The organism is Oceanicaulis sp. LC35, from assembly GCF_052055585.1.
Classification (GTDB): Bacteria; Pseudomonadota; Alphaproteobacteria; order Caulobacterales; family Maricaulaceae; genus Oceanicaulis.
Window position 1 is genome coordinate 1,200,417 of record NZ_CP170485.1, and the last position, 14,199, is coordinate 1,214,615.

The 14,199-nt window shown below is 60.6% G+C and carries 21 protein-coding genes; 20 read left to right on the forward strand and 1 reads right to left on the reverse strand.

Features of this window, described 5'->3' with window-relative positions; translation table 11 throughout:
• Nucleotides 1-16: 16 nt before the first annotated feature.
• Nucleotides 17-1,942, reverse strand: coding sequence for a DUF3422 family protein (locus tag ACFELO_RS05595; protein ID WP_440959577.1), 1,926 nt, complete (start codon nucleotides 1,940-1,942; stop codon nucleotides 17-19).
• Between the two features lie 367 nt (nucleotides 1,943-2,309).
• Between ACFELO_RS05595 and rpsL the strand changes: the two genes are divergently transcribed.
• From rpsL to rpsH, 20 genes are all read left to right on the forward strand, one after another.
• A complete protein-coding gene (gene rpsL, locus ACFELO_RS05600) occupies nucleotides 2,310-2,681 on the forward strand; it encodes a 30S ribosomal protein S12 (RefSeq protein WP_009801142.1) in 372 nt (123 codons plus the stop codon).
• A 12-nt stretch (nucleotides 2,682-2,693) separates the two neighbouring features.
• Nucleotides 2,694-3,164, forward strand: coding sequence for a 30S ribosomal protein S7 (rpsG, locus tag ACFELO_RS05605; protein ID WP_009801141.1), 471 nt, complete (start codon nucleotides 2,694-2,696; stop codon nucleotides 3,162-3,164).
• A gap of 39 nt (nucleotides 3,165-3,203) precedes the next feature.
• Nucleotides 3,204-5,279, forward strand: a complete 2,076-nt coding sequence (gene fusA / locus ACFELO_RS05610) for an elongation factor G (RefSeq protein ID WP_440959578.1) — start codon at nucleotides 3,204-3,206, stop codon at nucleotides 5,277-5,279.
• Nucleotides 5,280-5,332: 53 nt separating this feature from the next.
• Entirely contained in the window at nucleotides 5,333-6,508 is a 1,176-nt protein-coding gene (gene tuf, locus ACFELO_RS05615; protein ID WP_440959567.1) for an elongation factor Tu, read from the forward strand.
• Nucleotides 6,509-6,998: 490 nt separating this feature from the next.
• A complete protein-coding gene (gene rpsJ, locus ACFELO_RS05620) occupies nucleotides 6,999-7,313 on the forward strand; it encodes a 30S ribosomal protein S10 (RefSeq protein WP_009801138.1) in 315 nt (104 codons plus the stop codon).
• A gap of 22 nt (nucleotides 7,314-7,335) precedes the next feature.
• Entirely contained in the window at nucleotides 7,336-8,076 is a 741-nt protein-coding gene (gene rplC / locus ACFELO_RS05625) for a 50S ribosomal protein L3 (RefSeq protein WP_440959898.1), read from the forward strand.
• Entirely contained in the window at nucleotides 8,076-8,714 is a 639-nt protein-coding gene (gene rplD, locus ACFELO_RS05630) for a 50S ribosomal protein L4 (protein ID WP_440959579.1), read from the forward strand. The genes rplC and rplD overlap by 1 nt, the downstream gene beginning before the upstream one ends.
• A 1-nt stretch (nucleotide 8,715) precedes the next feature.
• Entirely contained in the window at nucleotides 8,716-9,009 is a 294-nt protein-coding gene (locus tag ACFELO_RS05635) for a 50S ribosomal protein L23 (RefSeq protein WP_440959580.1), read from the forward strand.
• 21 nt (nucleotides 9,010-9,030) lie between these two features.
• On the forward strand, nucleotides 9,031-9,867 hold the full coding sequence (gene rplB, locus ACFELO_RS05640; protein ID WP_440959581.1) for a 50S ribosomal protein L2: 837 nt from the start codon (nucleotides 9,031-9,033) through the stop codon (nucleotides 9,865-9,867).
• A gap of 14 nt (nucleotides 9,868-9,881) precedes the next feature.
• Entirely contained in the window at nucleotides 9,882-10,160 is a 279-nt protein-coding gene (gene rpsS, locus ACFELO_RS05645) for a 30S ribosomal protein S19 (protein WP_009801133.1), read from the forward strand.
• Between the two features lie 3 nt (nucleotides 10,161-10,163).
• Nucleotides 10,164-10,544 carry a 50S ribosomal protein L22 gene (gene rplV / locus ACFELO_RS05650; RefSeq protein WP_292984317.1) on the forward strand — a complete coding sequence of 127 codons (381 nt, stop codon included), beginning with the start codon at nucleotides 10,164-10,166 and terminating at the stop codon, nucleotides 10,542-10,544.
• Nucleotides 10,544-11,248 carry a 30S ribosomal protein S3 gene (rpsC, locus tag ACFELO_RS05655; protein ID WP_009801131.1) on the forward strand — a complete coding sequence of 235 codons (705 nt, stop codon included), beginning with the start codon at nucleotides 10,544-10,546 and terminating at the stop codon, nucleotides 11,246-11,248. The genes rplV and rpsC overlap by 1 nt, the downstream gene beginning before the upstream one ends.
• Before the next feature lie 21 nt (nucleotides 11,249-11,269).
• Nucleotides 11,270-11,683 (forward strand): 50S ribosomal protein L16, encoded by a 414-nt coding sequence (gene rplP, locus ACFELO_RS05660; RefSeq protein ID WP_009801130.1) that lies wholly within the window; start codon nucleotides 11,270-11,272, stop codon nucleotides 11,681-11,683.
• Nucleotides 11,684-11,695: 12 nt separating this feature from the next.
• Nucleotides 11,696-11,890 (forward strand): 50S ribosomal protein L29, encoded by a 195-nt coding sequence (rpmC, locus tag ACFELO_RS05665; RefSeq protein WP_009801129.1) that lies wholly within the window; start codon nucleotides 11,696-11,698, stop codon nucleotides 11,888-11,890.
• Nucleotides 11,891-11,904: 14 nt separating this feature from the next.
• Nucleotides 11,905-12,141: a 30S ribosomal protein S17 gene (gene rpsQ, locus ACFELO_RS05670; RefSeq protein WP_440959582.1), complete on the forward strand. Its 237-nt coding sequence runs from the start codon at nucleotides 11,905-11,907 to the stop codon at nucleotides 12,139-12,141.
• A 39-nt stretch (nucleotides 12,142-12,180) separates the two neighbouring features.
• On the forward strand, nucleotides 12,181-12,549 hold the full coding sequence (rplN, locus tag ACFELO_RS05675) for a 50S ribosomal protein L14 (RefSeq protein WP_009801127.1): 369 nt from the start codon (nucleotides 12,181-12,183) through the stop codon (nucleotides 12,547-12,549).
• Between the two features lie 2 nt (nucleotides 12,550-12,551).
• Entirely contained in the window at nucleotides 12,552-12,866 is a 315-nt protein-coding gene (rplX, locus tag ACFELO_RS05680; RefSeq protein ID WP_440959583.1) for a 50S ribosomal protein L24, read from the forward strand.
• Nucleotides 12,859-13,419, forward strand: a complete 561-nt coding sequence (gene rplE, locus ACFELO_RS05685; RefSeq protein WP_440959584.1) for a 50S ribosomal protein L5 — start codon at nucleotides 12,859-12,861, stop codon at nucleotides 13,417-13,419. The genes rplX and rplE overlap by 8 nt, the downstream gene beginning before the upstream one ends.
• A gap of 51 nt (nucleotides 13,420-13,470) precedes the next feature.
• Nucleotides 13,471-13,776: a 30S ribosomal protein S14 gene (gene rpsN, locus ACFELO_RS05690; protein WP_022699730.1), complete on the forward strand. Its 306-nt coding sequence runs from the start codon at nucleotides 13,471-13,473 to the stop codon at nucleotides 13,774-13,776.
• An 11-nt stretch (nucleotides 13,777-13,787) separates the two neighbouring features.
• A complete protein-coding gene (gene rpsH / locus ACFELO_RS05695; RefSeq protein WP_440959585.1) occupies nucleotides 13,788-14,186 on the forward strand; it encodes a 30S ribosomal protein S8 in 399 nt (132 codons plus the stop codon).
• Nucleotides 14,187-14,199: the final 13 nt, after the last annotated feature.

Genomic DNA, 14,199 nt, shown 5'->3' on the forward strand with positions numbered 1-14,199 from the left:
AGTTTAGCGCGGCGGATTAATGACCGGACAGTGCAATCAGCTGGGGCGCGAGTAGCCCCAGAACAGATGCACCCACTGTGATGAAGCTGAGTATGAGAACCCATCGGGTCATCTTCGTCATGGCGGATGTCATCGCCGACATCTTGTTGGTCCGGACCCGGTCTGTCTCAGCGCGCGCAAGCGCGATCAGCTCCGCCAGGCGGGTTCGCGCCATCTCGTACTGTTCGGCGATGCGGATGACGTTCCGGGCGGACCCTTCAAATCGGCGCAGATATTCCCCAACGGTCTGGTGACCGGGCATGCGCGCTTCACGCAGGCTTTCGATCCGCTCCTGGGCGAGGTTGAGATAGGTCTCGGTGCTTTTGGCCGAAGGTGTGAGGCCGTCTGCAATGAAGAAGTTGAGCGAGGAGAGACGGGCGTCCAGCTGGAGGAGTTGCTGGATATGCTCCTGCAGGCGCTTCTCGTAGGCATGGGCGTCATTGCCTTCGGTTTCAGCCAGCTTGGAAAGGTCGCCCGAGAGCTTGTCCAGTTCGATATTGACGCCGTCTGTTACGGTCTGGGCGCAGAAGAAATACGAGTAGTCACGCAGTCCGAGCATGCGGTAGGTGGCGATGTCGTAGATGCGCTTGAGCAGACGGCCGCGTTGCTCATCGCTCATGCCGAAATCAATGACGACAACACGGCTGGCGCGCTCGGCGTTGTGATGCTTCCGGCTGTGTTGCTGCAGATCCGCCAGCAGAAACGCGCGATCACCCACAACGCGGCTCATGATGAAGTCCTTGCGTTCCCAGTTCGCGCGTGTGGGGTCTTTGGTCCCGAAAAACGGTTGGGCGAAACGCACCAGAAGCGTCTGCAAGCGCTCAAATTCTTCAGGATTGAGGCCGGCGTCCAGAACGCCAGGATGGCTTCGCACCTTCCAAAGAAGGGCCTGATCGCGCGCCGTTACACGGGAGTTGTCCCAGATCAGCAGTTTCTCGATCGGCAACATCCAGACATGGGAAACTGACAGGAGGTCGCCACACCATCTGAAGGAGCGGGCGGTCTCCGGGCAAAGCGCTTGCAGGCGCTGTTCAAAACCGTCAATCGCCGTGCGACCGGTATTGATGCTCTCCACATTGTCAAAGAAGGCGTCGTCACTGTCGGCCAAGGACGTGTCCGGGGCTGTGGAGCTCAGGGGAGGGAGGTGCCCCTCATTGTAATCTTCGATGACCGTGAAGTTCTGGTTCAGGCCATAGAGCTCCCAGTTCAGCCGAAGATCCTCTCCCCCCTCCAGCTCTGGCGACCGGGGAGAATCGGCCGTCTTTTTCCAGAAGTTGAACCAGCGCTTCCGACTGGCTCCGCCTGTGCGGTAGGGCAGAAGCGGCCGGGCTCCGAACCGCCCGTCTGCCTGCTCGAGACCCAGTGTGTCAGGCAGGTGGAGCGGTCCATCTTCCTCGTATAGCCGTTCAAGGCGTTTGATTTCCGCGCGCGCCAGGGATGCGTAATCCGGCAGCGTGCTACGCTTGTTCATATAGTCCTTGTAGACCTCGCCCAGCATGTCCGAAGCCTCGGAGGGCGTAATCTGCAGACTGGGCGAATATGTGGGAGACAAGCCCCGGATATAGGCTTTGACCGCGTTCCGGCGCTGATACAGCAAAGCGTCTCGACTTTGCAGGAACTGCCTGGCGAGTGTTTCGTCCAACTGAACATGTACGGGCGCCTTGTTGGCGAGAAGCTGTTCAGTATTGAAAGGGGCGTCCGCCTCCTGTTCCGGGGAGAGGGCAGAATCACTGGCCACGATGTGCTCGCGGACTCTGTCAGCCAGGCTGGGAAAGATCCTCACCATATGGGTGGCGCGGACATAAGGGCGGAGCGGGAAGGGTTGGCGTTTGTGAATTTCATGGATCAGCGGCTCACGATCCATGTAGGCGCTCTCACGCCAATTCTCGTGGTTATGGTCCATATCACCCCCCTCTGGCAGGACACGCACTACGTTACGGGTGCATTAACCACGCGGCAAGCGTGTATTCCCGGCCTAAAAGTGTCTAGAATCCGGGGCTTCGAGAGCCTGTAAATTTCCCCTGCGTGTGATCTTGACGGAATGGCCTGCCCTGAGTAGGTTCCGCGCTCGATTTCGGGGGTGAGCCGTAATCCGTCCTGAGTCCGCTGCGGACGAGGGGTTTTGGATTAGACGTCGCCCGGAACAGAAAAACACAAGCTTCAACACCGTCCGCGGACGAACGGCAACAGTCGTCGCGCCCCGGTCGGGTTTTCGCGTCTTGGTCACGCATTCGGACGGGAAAACAGGAACAGGAACGGATAGAGGCCTGATGCCTACAGTTAACCAGCTCATCCGCAAACCGCGGAAAGACAAGCCGAAGCGGAACAAGGTTCCCGCGCTTCAGGCGTGCCCGCAACGCCGTGGCGTTTGCACGCGCGTGTACACCACGACCCCGAAGAAGCCGAACTCCGCGCTTCGTAAAGTCGCCAAGGTTCGCCTGACGAACGGCTATGAAGTCGTGAGCTACATCCCGGGCGAAGGTCACAACCTGCAAGAACACTCCGTCGTGCTCATCCGCGGCGGCCGTGTGAAAGACTTGCCGGGCGTGCGTTACCACATCCTGCGCGGCGTTCTGGATACCCAGGGCGTTAAAGACCGTCGTCAGCGTCGTTCGAAATACGGCGCCAAGCGTCCGAAATAAGGAGAGGCGTTCATGTCTCGTCGTCACCGCGCTGAGAAGCGCGAGATTCTTCCCGACCCGAAATTCGGCGATCGCGATCTGACCAAGTTCATGAACTACATCATGATCGACGGTAAGAAATCCGCCGCTGAAGCCATCATCTACGGCGCCCTCGACATCATCGAGGAAAAAGTGAAGCGCGAGCCGGTTCGCGTCTTCCACGAAGCCATGGACAATGTGGCTCCGGAAATCGAAGTGCGCTCCCGCCGGGTCGGCGGCGCCACCTACCAGGTGCCGGTTGAAGTTCGTCCGGACCGTCGCAAGGCGCTCGCCATTCGCTGGCTGGCTGCTGCGGCGCGTAACCGCAACGAGAACACCATGCGCGAGCGGCTGGCCGCTGAGCTCATGGACGCCGCTTCCAACCGCGGCTCCTCGGTCAAAAAGCGTGAAGACACGCACAAGATGGCCGAAGCCAACCGCGCGTTCGCGCATTACCGCTGGTAAATCCAGCTGACGCTTGAATCCTGATTAAGGACCCTCCCCATGGCCCGCGACTACAAAATCGAGGACTACCGCAACTTCGGCATCATGGCTCACATCGATGCTGGTAAAACCACCACGACCGAGCGGATCCTCTACTACACCGGCAAATCGCACAAAATCGGCGAAGTGCACGATGGCGCTGCGACCATGGACTGGATGGAGCAGGAGCAGGAGCGTGGCATCACGATCACGTCTGCTGCGACGACCTGTTTCTGGAAAGAAAAGCGTCTGAACATCATCGACACCCCCGGCCACGTGGACTTCACCATTGAAGTCGAACGTTCGCTGCGGGTGCTCGATGGCGCGGTCTGCTGCCTGGACGCCAACGCCGGCGTCGAGCCGCAAACCGAGACCGTGTGGCGTCAAGCGGACAAGTACAAAGTTCCGCGGATGATCTTCATCAACAAGATGGACAAGCTGGGCGCGGACTTCTTCAACTGCGTCGAGATGATCAAGGACCGCCTGGGCGCCAACCCGCTTTGCGTTCAGCTTCCGATCGGCATGGAAAGCGACTTCGAGGGTCTGATCGACCTGGTCGCCATGAAAGAGCTGATCTGGATGGGCGAGAACCTGGGCGCGACCTGGGAAGTGCGCGACATCCGTGAAGAGCTGGCCGATCAGGCCGCCGAGTACCGCGAGATGCTGGTCGAGACCGCTGTCGAGCAGGACGAAGCGGCTATGGAAGCCTATCTGGAAGGCGAAGAGCCGTCTGAAGAGCTTCTGAAAAAGCTGATCCGCAAGGGCACCATCGCTCTGGCGTTCAACCCGATCCTGTGCGGCACCGCGTTCAAGAACAAAGGTGTCCAGCCTCTGCTTGATGGCGTTGTGGACTTCCTGCCGTCTCCGGTGGAAGTGGCCGCGATCAAGGGCATCGATGCGAAAACCGAAGAGCCGATCGTGCGCAAGGCGTCTGACGACGAACCGCTGGGCACGCTGGCGTTCAAGATCATGAACGACCCGTTCGTGGGCTCGCTCACCTTCTGCCGCATCTATTCGGGCACCCTGTCCACCGGTCAGACCGTGCTCAACACGGTCAAGGAGAAGAAAGAGCGCATCGGTCGTATGCTGCTCATGCACTCCAACAACCGTGAAGACATCAAGGACGCATACGCAGGCGACATCGTCGCGATTGCAGGCCTGAAAGACACCACCACGGGCGACACCCTGTGTGATCCGGCTCACCCGGTGATCCTGGAGCGCATGGAGTTCCCCGATCCGGTGATCGAGATCGCCATCGAGCCCAAGTCCAAGGGCGACCAGGAGAAGCTCGGCGTGGCTCTGGCCCGTCTGGCGGCTGAAGATCCGTCCTTCCGCGTGTCCTCTGACGAGGAATCCGGTCAGACGATCATCGCCGGCATGGGCGAACTGCACCTGGACATTCTCGTCGACCGCATGAAGCGTGAATTCAAGGTCGAGGCGAATGTGGGTCAGCCGCAAGTGGCTTACCGCGAAACCGTGGGCACGGCTTACGAGATCGACTACACCCACAAGAAGCAGTCGGGTGGTTCGGGTCAGTTCGCGCGCATCAAGCTGCAGATCGAACCGGCCGAGCCGGGCGAAGGTTTCACCTTCGAGTCCAAGATCGTCGGCGGCTCCGTGCCGAAGGAATACATTCCGGGCGTTGAAAAGGGCCTGAACTCGGTGCGTGAAACCGGCCTGCTGGCTGGCTTCCCGGTCATCGACTTCAAAGTGACCCTGGTCGACGGCGCCTATCACGATGTTGACTCCAGCGTCCTGGCCTTCGAAATCGCAGCCCGCGCTGCGCTTCGCGAAGCCAAGTCCTCGCTGCGCATGAAACTGCTTGAGCCGATCATGAAGGTCGAAGTGGTGACCCCGGATGAGTACACCGGTTCTGTCATCGGCGACCTGAACTCCCGCCGCGGCCAGATCCGTGACCAGGAAATGCGCGGCAACGCCACGGTGGTGAACGCCTTCGTGCCGCTGGCGAACATGTTCGGTTACGTGAACAACCTGCGTTCGGCCACTCAGGGCCGCGCCCAGTTCACCATGCAATTCGACCACTACGAGCCGGTGCCGCAAGCCGTCGCCGACGAAGTGATCTCCAAAATCGCGTAATTCGGATCTTCGATCCAAAGAAACGACGCCTGTCTGAAGAGTAGGAAGAGACAATGGCCAAGGAAAAGTTTGAGCGTACGAAACCGCATGCCAACATCGGCACGATTGGTCACGTTGACCACGGCAAGACGACGCTGACCGCCGCGATCACGAAGTACTTCGGTGACTTCCGCGCGTATGACCAGATTGACGGCGCACCGGAAGAGAAAGCCCGTGGCATCACGATCTCGACCGCGCACGTGGAATACGAGACGGATGCGCGTCACTATGCGCACGTCGATTGCCCGGGCCACGCCGACTACGTGAAGAACATGATCACCGGCGCTGCGCAGATGGACGGCGGCATCCTGGTTGTGAATGCAGCTGACGGCCCGATGCCGCAGACGCGCGAGCACATCCTTCTGGCCCGTCAGGTCGGCGTGCCGGCTCTGGTGGTGTTCCTGAACAAGGTCGACCAGGTTGACGACGAAGAGCTGCTGGAGCTCGTGGAGATGGAAGTTCGCGAACTTCTGTCCTCTTACGACTTCCCGGGCGACGACATTCCGATCATCGCGGGCTCTGCGCTTGCGGCGATGGAAGGGCGTGATCCGGAAATCGGCGAGAACAAGATCCGCGAACTGATGGCGGCTGTGGATGAGTACATCCCGACCCCGGAACGTCCGAAGGATCAGGACTTCCTGATGCCGATCGAAGACGTGTTCTCGATCTCTGGCCGCGGCACCGTGGTGACCGGTCGTATCGAGCGTGGCATCATCCACGTTGGTGACGAGATCGAGATCGTGGGCATCCGCGACACCCAGAAAACGACCTGCACGGGCGTTGAGATGTTCCGCAAGCTGCTCGACCAGGGCGAAGCTGGCGACAATGTCGGCCTGCTGCTGCGCGGCATCGACCGTGAAGGCGTTGAGCGTGGTCAGGTTCTGGCCAAGCCGGGTTCGATCACCCCGCACTCCAAGTTCGAGGCTGAAGCTTACATCCTGACGAAGGAAGAGGGCGGTCGTCACACCCCGTTCTTCTCCAACTATCGTCCGCAGTTCTACTTCCGTACGACGGACGTGACCGGTGTTGTGACCCTGAAAGAGGGCACCGAGATGGTCATGCCGGGCGACAATGTGGAAGTGTCTGTCGAGCTGATCCAGCCGATCGCGATGGAAGAGAAGCTGCGCTTCGCCATCCGTGAAGGCGGCCGGACCGTCGGCGCGGGCGTTGTGTCCAAGATCACCGAGTAAGCTCTACGCTTCACTCGCCAGCGCAAGCTGCAAGAACGCCCCGGAGCTCAGCTCTGGGGCGTTTTTTCATGGCGAAAACCCGAGGTTGGAGGGGCAGGGCGGGGCTGTGCAGGTTTGTGACAGAACAATCTGCGCAGCTCTATTGTTTAAAAGGTGCGTTGGGGATACATACGACTCGTCAGCGCCGAGTCACTCGTCGCGCCAGGCGTCTATGGCGTCGTTTAAGCTCTTTGACAGCCCGACAGGGCGATCAATTTCCCCGTCTATGCGCATTGCGCGCCTGGCGAAGAGTTTAAACTGCCGATGCGGTGGTGAATCTTGTGACTAGGTGTTGACGGGGAGGGGCGGAGCGCGTATTGCACGGTCCCTCTGACGAGCTGGCAGTGCCCTAGGGCAAACGCAGTTCTCGAAGCGAAAAAAATTTGGATTGCAAGAGCTGCCGGGGCGATCCGTCCTTTGCGCGGCTCTTGTGCATGTTGGGACCGGACCGATGGCGCAACAAAACATCAGAATCCGCCTGAAGGCGTTCGACCACCGCGTGCTCGACACTTCGGCGCGTGAGATCGTTTCCACCGCAAAGCGCACCGGCGCGAATGTGCGTGGCCCGATTCCGCTGCCGACGCGGCTGGAGAAATTCACTGTTCTGCGCGGTCCGCACGTCGACAAGAAGTCGCGCGAGCAGTTCGAAATCCGCACTCACAAGCGGATGCTGGACATCGTAGACCCCACCCCGCAGACCGTGGACGCGCTGATGAAGCTCGACCTGTCTGCTGGTGTGGACGTCGAGATCAAGCTGGGAGCGTAAGGCCATGAAGCAGGCTGCATCCATGCGCACTGGCCTTCTGGCCAAGAAGCTGGGCATGACCCGCGTCTTCACCGAAGGCGGCGATCATGTTCCGGTGACCGTGCTTCACCTGGACGGGCTCCAGGTGGTTGCGCAGCGCACCTCCGAAACTGATGGCTATACCGCTGTCCAGCTGGGCGCGGGCAAAGCCAAAGCCAAGCGCACCTCCAAGGCGATGCGCGGCCACTTCGCAAAGGCATCTGTCGAGCCTAAGCGCAAGCTGGTCGAATTCCGCGTGCCGGAAGATGCGCTGATCGAAGCGGGCGCCGAGCTCTCCGCCGAGCACTTTGTGGTCGGTCAGAAAGTCGACGTGTCCGGCACTTCGATCGGTAAGGGCTTTGCTGGCGGCATGAAGCGCTGGAACTTTGGTGGTCTGCGCGCCTCGCACGGCGTGTCGATTTCCCACCGTTCCCACGGTTCGACTGGTCAGTGTCAGGACCCGGGCAAGGTTTTCAAAGGCAAGAAGATGGCCGGTCACCTCGGTTCCGAGCGTGTCACCATCCAGAGCCTGGAAGTCGTGCGGGTCGACGCTGAGCGCGGTCTCGTGCTCGTGAAGGGCGCCGTGCCGGGTTCCAACGAAAGCTGGGTCGAGATCCGCGACGCTGTCAAAGGCGTTGGCGCTCAGGACCTGCCGTACCCGGCCAAGCTGATCGAAAAAGCCGAACCGGCTCCGGCCGAGGCTCCGGCTGAGGCTCAAGAAGCCCAGGACGAAGGGGCTAACTGATGAAACTCGATGTTGTGACGCTCGATGCCGGCAAGGCCGGCTCGATTGATCTCTCCGATGCCGTGTTCGGCATCGAAGAGGTCCGCGCGGACATCCTCCAGCGCGCCGTCAAGTGGCAGCTGTCGCGCCGTCAGGCCGGCACCCACAAGACGAAAGAGCGCGGTGAGATCTCCCGCACCAAGAAAAAGTTCGGTCGCCAGAAAGGCGGCGGCGGCGCCCGTCACGGTTCCCGCAATGCCCCGATCTTCGTGGGCGGCGGCGTGGCTCACGGCCCGCGCGTTCGCTCTCACGCGACCGATCTGCCGAAAAAAGTGCGCGCTCTGGCGCTCAAGCACGCCCTGTCCACCAAAGCCGGCGCCAAGCAGCTGGTGATCCTGGACGAGGCGCGCCTTGATGAAGCCAAGACCAAGGCCCTGACCGAGAAATTCTCGAAACTGGGTTGGTCGAACGCGCTGATCATTGATGGCGAAACGCTGGACGAGAACTTCGCCCGCGCCGCCCGCAACATCCCGCTGATCGACGTTCTGCCGGCGCAAGGCCTGAACGTTTACGACGTGCTGCGTCGTGACGTGCTGGTCCTGACCAAGGCGGCTGTCGAGAAGATCAACGAGCGGCTCGCGCCGCAGGAGGCTGCGTAACATGCCCGCTGCTCGCCATTACGACACCATTCTGTCGCCGGTGATCACCGAGAAAGCGACCATTCTCTCTGAAGAGAACAAGGTTGTGTTCCGCGTGCCGCTGTCTGCGAACAAGAAAGACATCGCCGAAGCGATCGAAGAGCTGTTCAAGGTCAAAGTTAAGGCTGTGAACACCCTCGTTCAAAAAGGCAAAACCAAACGTTTCCGCGGCATTGCGGGCAAACGTGACGACGTCAAAAAGGCGGTTGTGACCCTGGAAGAGGGCCACTCCATCGACGTCAGCACTGGCCTGTAAGCGCGCAGAGGAGAGAGACCCATGGCTCTGAAGACTTTCAAGCCGACCTCGCCTGGCCGCCGCGCTCTCGTGCTGGTGGACAAGTCCGAGCTGCACTCCGGTCGTCCGGAAAAGACCCTCGTTGAAGGTCTGACCAAATCGGGCGGTCGCAACAACACCGGCCGCGTGACGTCTCGTCGTCGCGGCGGCGGCGCCAAGAAGCTGTACCGCGTCATCGACTTCAAACGTCGTAAGTTTGACGTGCCGGCGACTGTTGAGCGTCTGGAATACGACCCGAACCGCACCGCCTTCATCGCACTGATCAAGTACGAAGACGGCGAGCTGGCCTACATCCTTGCTCCGCAGCGTCTGTCTGCCGGCGACACCGTCGTCGCAGGCGAGCGTGTGGACGTTAAGCCGGGCAACGCCATGCCGCTGAAAGCGATGCCGGTCGGCACCATCATCCACAATGTGGAGCTCAAGCCGCTCAAAGGCGGGCAGGTCGCCCGTTCCGCAGGCGCTTACGCTCAGCTCGTGGGCCGCGACGCCGGTTACGCTCAGGTTCGCCTGATGTCTGGCGAGCTGCGCATGGTGCACCAGGACTGCATGGCGACCGTTGGTGCGGTTTCCAACGCTGACCACCTGAACACCAATCTGGGTAAAGCCGGTCGCAAGCGTCACATGGGCAAACGCCCGGCCGTTCGCGGCGTGGCCATGAACCCGGTCGATCACCCGCACGGCGGCGGCGAAGGCCGCACCTCGGGCGGTCGTCACCCGGTCACCCCGTGGGGCAAGCCGACCAAGGGCCGCAAGACCCGGTCGAACAAAGCCACTGACAAATTCATCATTCGCTCGCGCCACGAGCGCAAGAAACGCTAAGGGACGGCTGCGCCATGCCTCGTTCTGTCTGGAAAGGTCCGTTTGTCGACGGATACCTCCTGAAGAAAGCCGAAGCTGCTCATGACGGCGGCCGCAAGCAAGCGATCAAAACCTGGTCGCGCCGCTCGACGATCATGCCGCAGTTTGTGGGTCTGACCTTCCAGGTCCACAACGGCAATAAGTTCATTCCGGTTCTCGTCTCCGAAGAGATGGTCGGTCACAAGCTGGGCGAATTCGCTCCGACTCGGACCTATTACGGCCACGCGGCAGACAAGAAAGCCAAGAGGAAGTAAGCGATGGGCAAGGCTGCAAATCCCCGCCGCGTCGCGGATAATGAAGCGCGCGCAAAGCTGCGGATGATCCGCATCAGCCCGCAGAAGCTCAATCTCATTGCCCAGCTTATCCGTGGCAAGAAGGTTGAACGCGCTCTGGCTGACCTGGAATTCTCGCGCAAGCGTCATTCCGCCGACGTCAAGAAGGTGCTCGAGAGCGCCATCGCCAACGCGGAAAACAACCACGGTCTGGACATCGACTCTCTGGTCGTGTCCGAGGCCTATGTGGGCAAAAACCTGGTCATGAAACGCTTCCGCGCCCGTGCGCGTGGTCGCGGCGCCAAGATCCTGAAGCCGTTTTCCGAGCTGACGATCGTCGTGCGTGAAGTTGAGGAGGCCGCCTAATGGGTCAGAAGGTTAATCCGATCGGCCTGCGCGTCGGCATCAACCGCACCTGGGAATCGCGTTGGTTCGCCAAGGGCGAAGAATACGCTGACCTGCTGCACGAAGACCTGCGCATTCGCGAGTACCTGAAAAAGGAACTCAAGAACGCGTCCGTGTCGCGCATCATCATCGAGCGCCCGCACAAGAAGTGCCGCATCACTATTCACACGGCTCGTCCGGGTGTCGTGATCGGCAAAAAAGGTGCGGACATCGAGAAGCTGCGCCGCAAGGTCTCGAAGATGGTTGAGGGCGAAGTGTTCCTGAACCTCGTCGAAGTGCGCAAGCCGGAAGTCGACGCGACCTTGGTCGCCGAGAGCGTGGCTCAGCAGCTCGAACGCCGCGTGGCTTTCCGCCGCGCCATGAAGCGTTCGCTGCAGACCGCCATGCGCATGGGCGCCCTGGGCTGCAAGATCATGTGCGGCGGCCGTCTGGGCGGCGCAGAGATCGCGCGCGTCGAGAAGTATTCTGAAGGTTCGGTTCCGCTGCACACTCTGCGTGCGGACATCGACTACGGTTTCGCTGAAGCCAAGACCGCGATGGGCATCATCGGCATCAAGGTCTGGATCTACAAAGGCGAGATCATGGAACATGACCCGATGGCGCAAGAGCGTCGCATGCTCGACTCTGGCGAGCAGCGCACCCGCTCTGGCCGTCAGGCAGCGTAAGCGGAACGAGGGAGTAGCACCATGCTTCAGCCGAAGCGCACCAAATTCCGCAAGGCGCACAAAGGCCGCATCCACGGTCAGGCCAAAGGCGGCTTCACGCTGACCTTTGGTTCCTATGGCCTGAAAGCGGTCGAGCCGGAGCGGATCACCGCCCGTCAGATCGAAGCGACCCGTCGTGCGATCACCCGTCACATGAAACGGGCCGGTCGCGTCTGGATCCGGGTGTTCCCGGATCTGCCGGTGTCCAAGAAGCCGACCGAAGTCCGGATGGGTAAAGGTAAAGGCTCTCCGGAATACTGGGTGGCCAAAGTCAAGCCGGGCCGGATCATCTTCGAAATCGATGGTGTTCCGGATGATGTGGCACGCGAAGCGCTCCGCCTGGGCGCCGCCAAGCTGCCGATCAAAACCAAGGTCGTCACCCGTCCGGGTGAGTAAGAGGAGGGTAGTATGAAAGCCGAAGACGTCCGCGCTCTTAGCGACGATCAGCTTCAGGACGAACTCCTCAAGCTGAAAAAAGAACAGTTCAACCTGCGTTTCCAACAGGCCACCGGCCAGCTGGAAAACACTGCGCGCTTTAAGCAGATCCGCCGGGACATCGCCCGGGTCAAAACGGATCAGCGCCGCCGCGCGCTTGAAAATTAAGGGGGCTTGGGTCCATGCCGAAGCGCATCCTTCAAGGCGTCGTGGTGAGCGACAAGCAGGCTAAAACCGTGATCGTGCGTGTTGAGCGCACCTTCCTGCACCCCCTGCTGCGCAAAACCGTGCGCCGTACGAAGAAATATCACGCCCACGACGAGTCGGGCGCGATCAAGGTTGGCGAGCGTGTCCAAATCCAGGAATGCACGCCGAAGTCGAAGCTCAAGCGGTGGGAGGTCATCTCCGACCAGGCGTAAGCCTGATCGTGGATGATCCACTATTAACGGAGGATCGCGATGATCCAGATGCAAACCAATCTGGACGTGGCCGACAATTCCGGGGCCCGCCGCGTGCAGTGCATCAAAGTGCTGGGCGGCGCGAAACGCCGCTACGCAGGCGTTGGCGACATCATTGTCGTCTCGGTCAAGGAAGCCACGCCCAAGGGCCGCGTTAAGAAGGGCGACGTCCGCAAGGCCGTCGTCGTGCGCACCGCTCGCGACATCAAACGTCGTGACGGCAGCGTCATCCGTTTCGACGGCAACGCGGCTGTTATCCTGAACAACAACAACGAGCCGGTCGGCACCCGGATCTTTGGCCCGGTTCCGCGTGAACTGCGCGCCAAGAACCACATGAAGATCGTCTCGCTCGCGCCGGAGGTCCTGTAACCATGGCTGCGAAGATCAAAAAAGGCGACAAGGTCATTGTCCTGACCGGTCGCGACAAAGGTAAGACCGGCGAGGTCACCCAGGTTCTTCCCAAGGAAGATCGTGTGGTGGTGTCTGGCGTCAACGTGGTGAAACGTCACCAGCGTCCGACCCAGACGGCCCCGGGCGGTATTGTTGAGAAGAACGCGTCCATCCACGTGTCCAACGTGGCTCTGGCCGATCCGAAATCCGGCGAAGCCACCCGTGTGGGCTTCAAGGTCGAAGACGGCAAGAAGGTTCGCGTGGCCAAGAAATCCGGTGAGGTGATCGATGGCTGACGTTGCTGAATACGAACCGCGCCTGAAGACGAAGTACCGCGAGGAAATCCGCGCGCGTCTGAAGGAAAAGTTCGGTTATGCGAACGAGATGATGATCCCGCGCCTGGAAAAGGTCGTGATCAACATGGGCGTTGGCGAAGCGGCTCAGGATTCCAAGAAAATCCGCGGCGCGCTTGCTGATCTTGAAGCCATCGCCGGCCAGAAGCCGGTTGGCACGGTCGCCAAGAAATCCATCGCAGGCTTCAAGCTGCGCGAGGAACAGGTGATCGGCGCCAAGGTGACCCTGCGCAAGGATCGTATGTACGAATTCCTTGATCGTCTGGTGACCATTGCTCTGCCGCGCGTCCGCGACTTCCGCGGTCTGAACGGCAAGAGCTTCGATGGCCGGGGCAACTACGCGATGGGCCTGAAAGAGCACATCGTGTTCCCCGAGATCGACTACGACAAGGTTGAGAAGATCCGCGGTATGGACATCGTTGTCTGCACCACGGCTACCACCAACGAAGAAGCGAAGGCCCTGCTGGCCGAGTTCGACTTTCCGTTCTCGAACTAACGCAGCAGGAGAGCGGGACCATGAGGGTCTCGCACGCGAGGAGAAAACTGAATGGCTAAGAAGAGTGCAGTCGAACGCAATCTCAAGCGCCAGCGCCTGGCTCAGCGTTTTGCCGCCAAGCGTGAAGCACTGAAAGCGATCGCACGCGACACGGACAAGCCGGTTGAGGAGCGCTTTGCGGCGCAACTGAAACTGGCCTCGCTGCCGCGCAACTCGGCGCCGACCCGCATCCGTAACCGATGCCAGGTGACCGGCCGCCCGCGCGCGTATTACCGCAAGCTGAAGATGTCGCGTATTGCGCTGCGTCAGCTGGCCAGCCACGGGTTGATCCCGGGCATGGTCAAGTCGAGCTGGTAGGAGGGATTTAGATGTCCGTGAACGATCCTCTCGGCGATATGCTGACCCGTATCCGCAACGCGCTGATGCGCAAGCGGACCTCCGTGGTGACCCCGTCCTCGAAACTTCGCGGCCGCGTGCTCGAAGTGCTCCTGGAAGAGGGCTTCATCCGCGGTTACACCGAGACCACCGACGCCAAGGGCTTCAAGCAGTTCGAAATCGAACTGAAGTACCATGAAGGCCTGCCGGTGATCTCCGACATCAAACGCGTGTCCAAGCCGGGCCGTCGCGAATACCGCAAGGTGCGCGATCTGCCGCTCGTCATGAACGGTCTGGGCATTGCCATCATTTCGACCCCGCAGGGCGTTATGAGCGACGCAGCCGCGCGCTCCAAGAACGTCGGCGGCGAAATCCTTTGCCACGTCAGCTAGAGACAGGGAGGCC

What these genes read in the sequence shown, in the direction of transcription:
- ACFELO_RS05595 (WP_440959577.1), bottom strand. Translation starts at nt 1,942, where the DNA reads ATGGACCATAACCACGAGAATTGGCGTGAGAGCGCCTACATGGATCGT.
- rpsN (WP_022699730.1), top strand. Translation starts at nt 13,471, where the DNA reads ATGGCTAAGAAGAGTGCAGTCGAACGCAATCTCAAGCGCCAGCGCCTG.
- rpsC (WP_009801131.1), top strand. Translation starts at nt 10,544, where the DNA reads ATGGGTCAGAAGGTTAATCCGATCGGCCTGCGCGTCGGCATCAACCGC.
- fusA (WP_440959578.1), top strand. Translation starts at nt 3,204, where the DNA reads ATGGCCCGCGACTACAAAATCGAGGACTACCGCAACTTCGGCATCATG.
- rpmC (WP_009801129.1), top strand. Translation starts at nt 11,696, where the DNA reads ATGAAAGCCGAAGACGTCCGCGCTCTTAGCGACGATCAGCTTCAGGAC.
- rplX (WP_440959583.1), top strand. Translation starts at nt 12,552, where the DNA reads ATGGCTGCGAAGATCAAAAAAGGCGACAAGGTCATTGTCCTGACCGGT.
- ACFELO_RS05635 (WP_440959580.1), top strand. Translation starts at nt 8,716, where the DNA reads ATGCCCGCTGCTCGCCATTACGACACCATTCTGTCGCCGGTGATCACC.
- rpsJ (WP_009801138.1), top strand. Translation starts at nt 6,999, where the DNA reads ATGGCGCAACAAAACATCAGAATCCGCCTGAAGGCGTTCGACCACCGC.
- rpsH (WP_440959585.1), top strand. Translation starts at nt 13,788, where the DNA reads ATGTCCGTGAACGATCCTCTCGGCGATATGCTGACCCGTATCCGCAAC.
- rplV (WP_292984317.1), top strand. Translation starts at nt 10,164, where the DNA reads ATGGGCAAGGCTGCAAATCCCCGCCGCGTCGCGGATAATGAAGCGCGC.
- rplB (WP_440959581.1), top strand. Translation starts at nt 9,031, where the DNA reads ATGGCTCTGAAGACTTTCAAGCCGACCTCGCCTGGCCGCCGCGCTCTC.
- rplP (WP_009801130.1), top strand. Translation starts at nt 11,270, where the DNA reads ATGCTTCAGCCGAAGCGCACCAAATTCCGCAAGGCGCACAAAGGCCGC.
- tuf (WP_440959567.1), top strand. Translation starts at nt 5,333, where the DNA reads ATGGCCAAGGAAAAGTTTGAGCGTACGAAACCGCATGCCAACATCGGC.
- rplC (WP_440959898.1), top strand. Translation starts at nt 7,336, where the DNA reads ATGCGCACTGGCCTTCTGGCCAAGAAGCTGGGCATGACCCGCGTCTTC.
- rpsL (WP_009801142.1), top strand. Translation starts at nt 2,310, where the DNA reads ATGCCTACAGTTAACCAGCTCATCCGCAAACCGCGGAAAGACAAGCCG.
- rplD (WP_440959579.1), top strand. Translation starts at nt 8,076, where the DNA reads ATGAAACTCGATGTTGTGACGCTCGATGCCGGCAAGGCCGGCTCGATT.
- rpsQ (WP_440959582.1), top strand. Translation starts at nt 11,905, where the DNA reads ATGCCGAAGCGCATCCTTCAAGGCGTCGTGGTGAGCGACAAGCAGGCT.
- rplN (WP_009801127.1), top strand. Translation starts at nt 12,181, where the DNA reads ATGATCCAGATGCAAACCAATCTGGACGTGGCCGACAATTCCGGGGCC.
- rpsG (WP_009801141.1), top strand. Translation starts at nt 2,694, where the DNA reads ATGTCTCGTCGTCACCGCGCTGAGAAGCGCGAGATTCTTCCCGACCCG.
- rplE (WP_440959584.1), top strand. Translation starts at nt 12,859, where the DNA reads ATGGCTGACGTTGCTGAATACGAACCGCGCCTGAAGACGAAGTACCGC.
- rpsS (WP_009801133.1), top strand. Translation starts at nt 9,882, where the DNA reads ATGCCTCGTTCTGTCTGGAAAGGTCCGTTTGTCGACGGATACCTCCTG.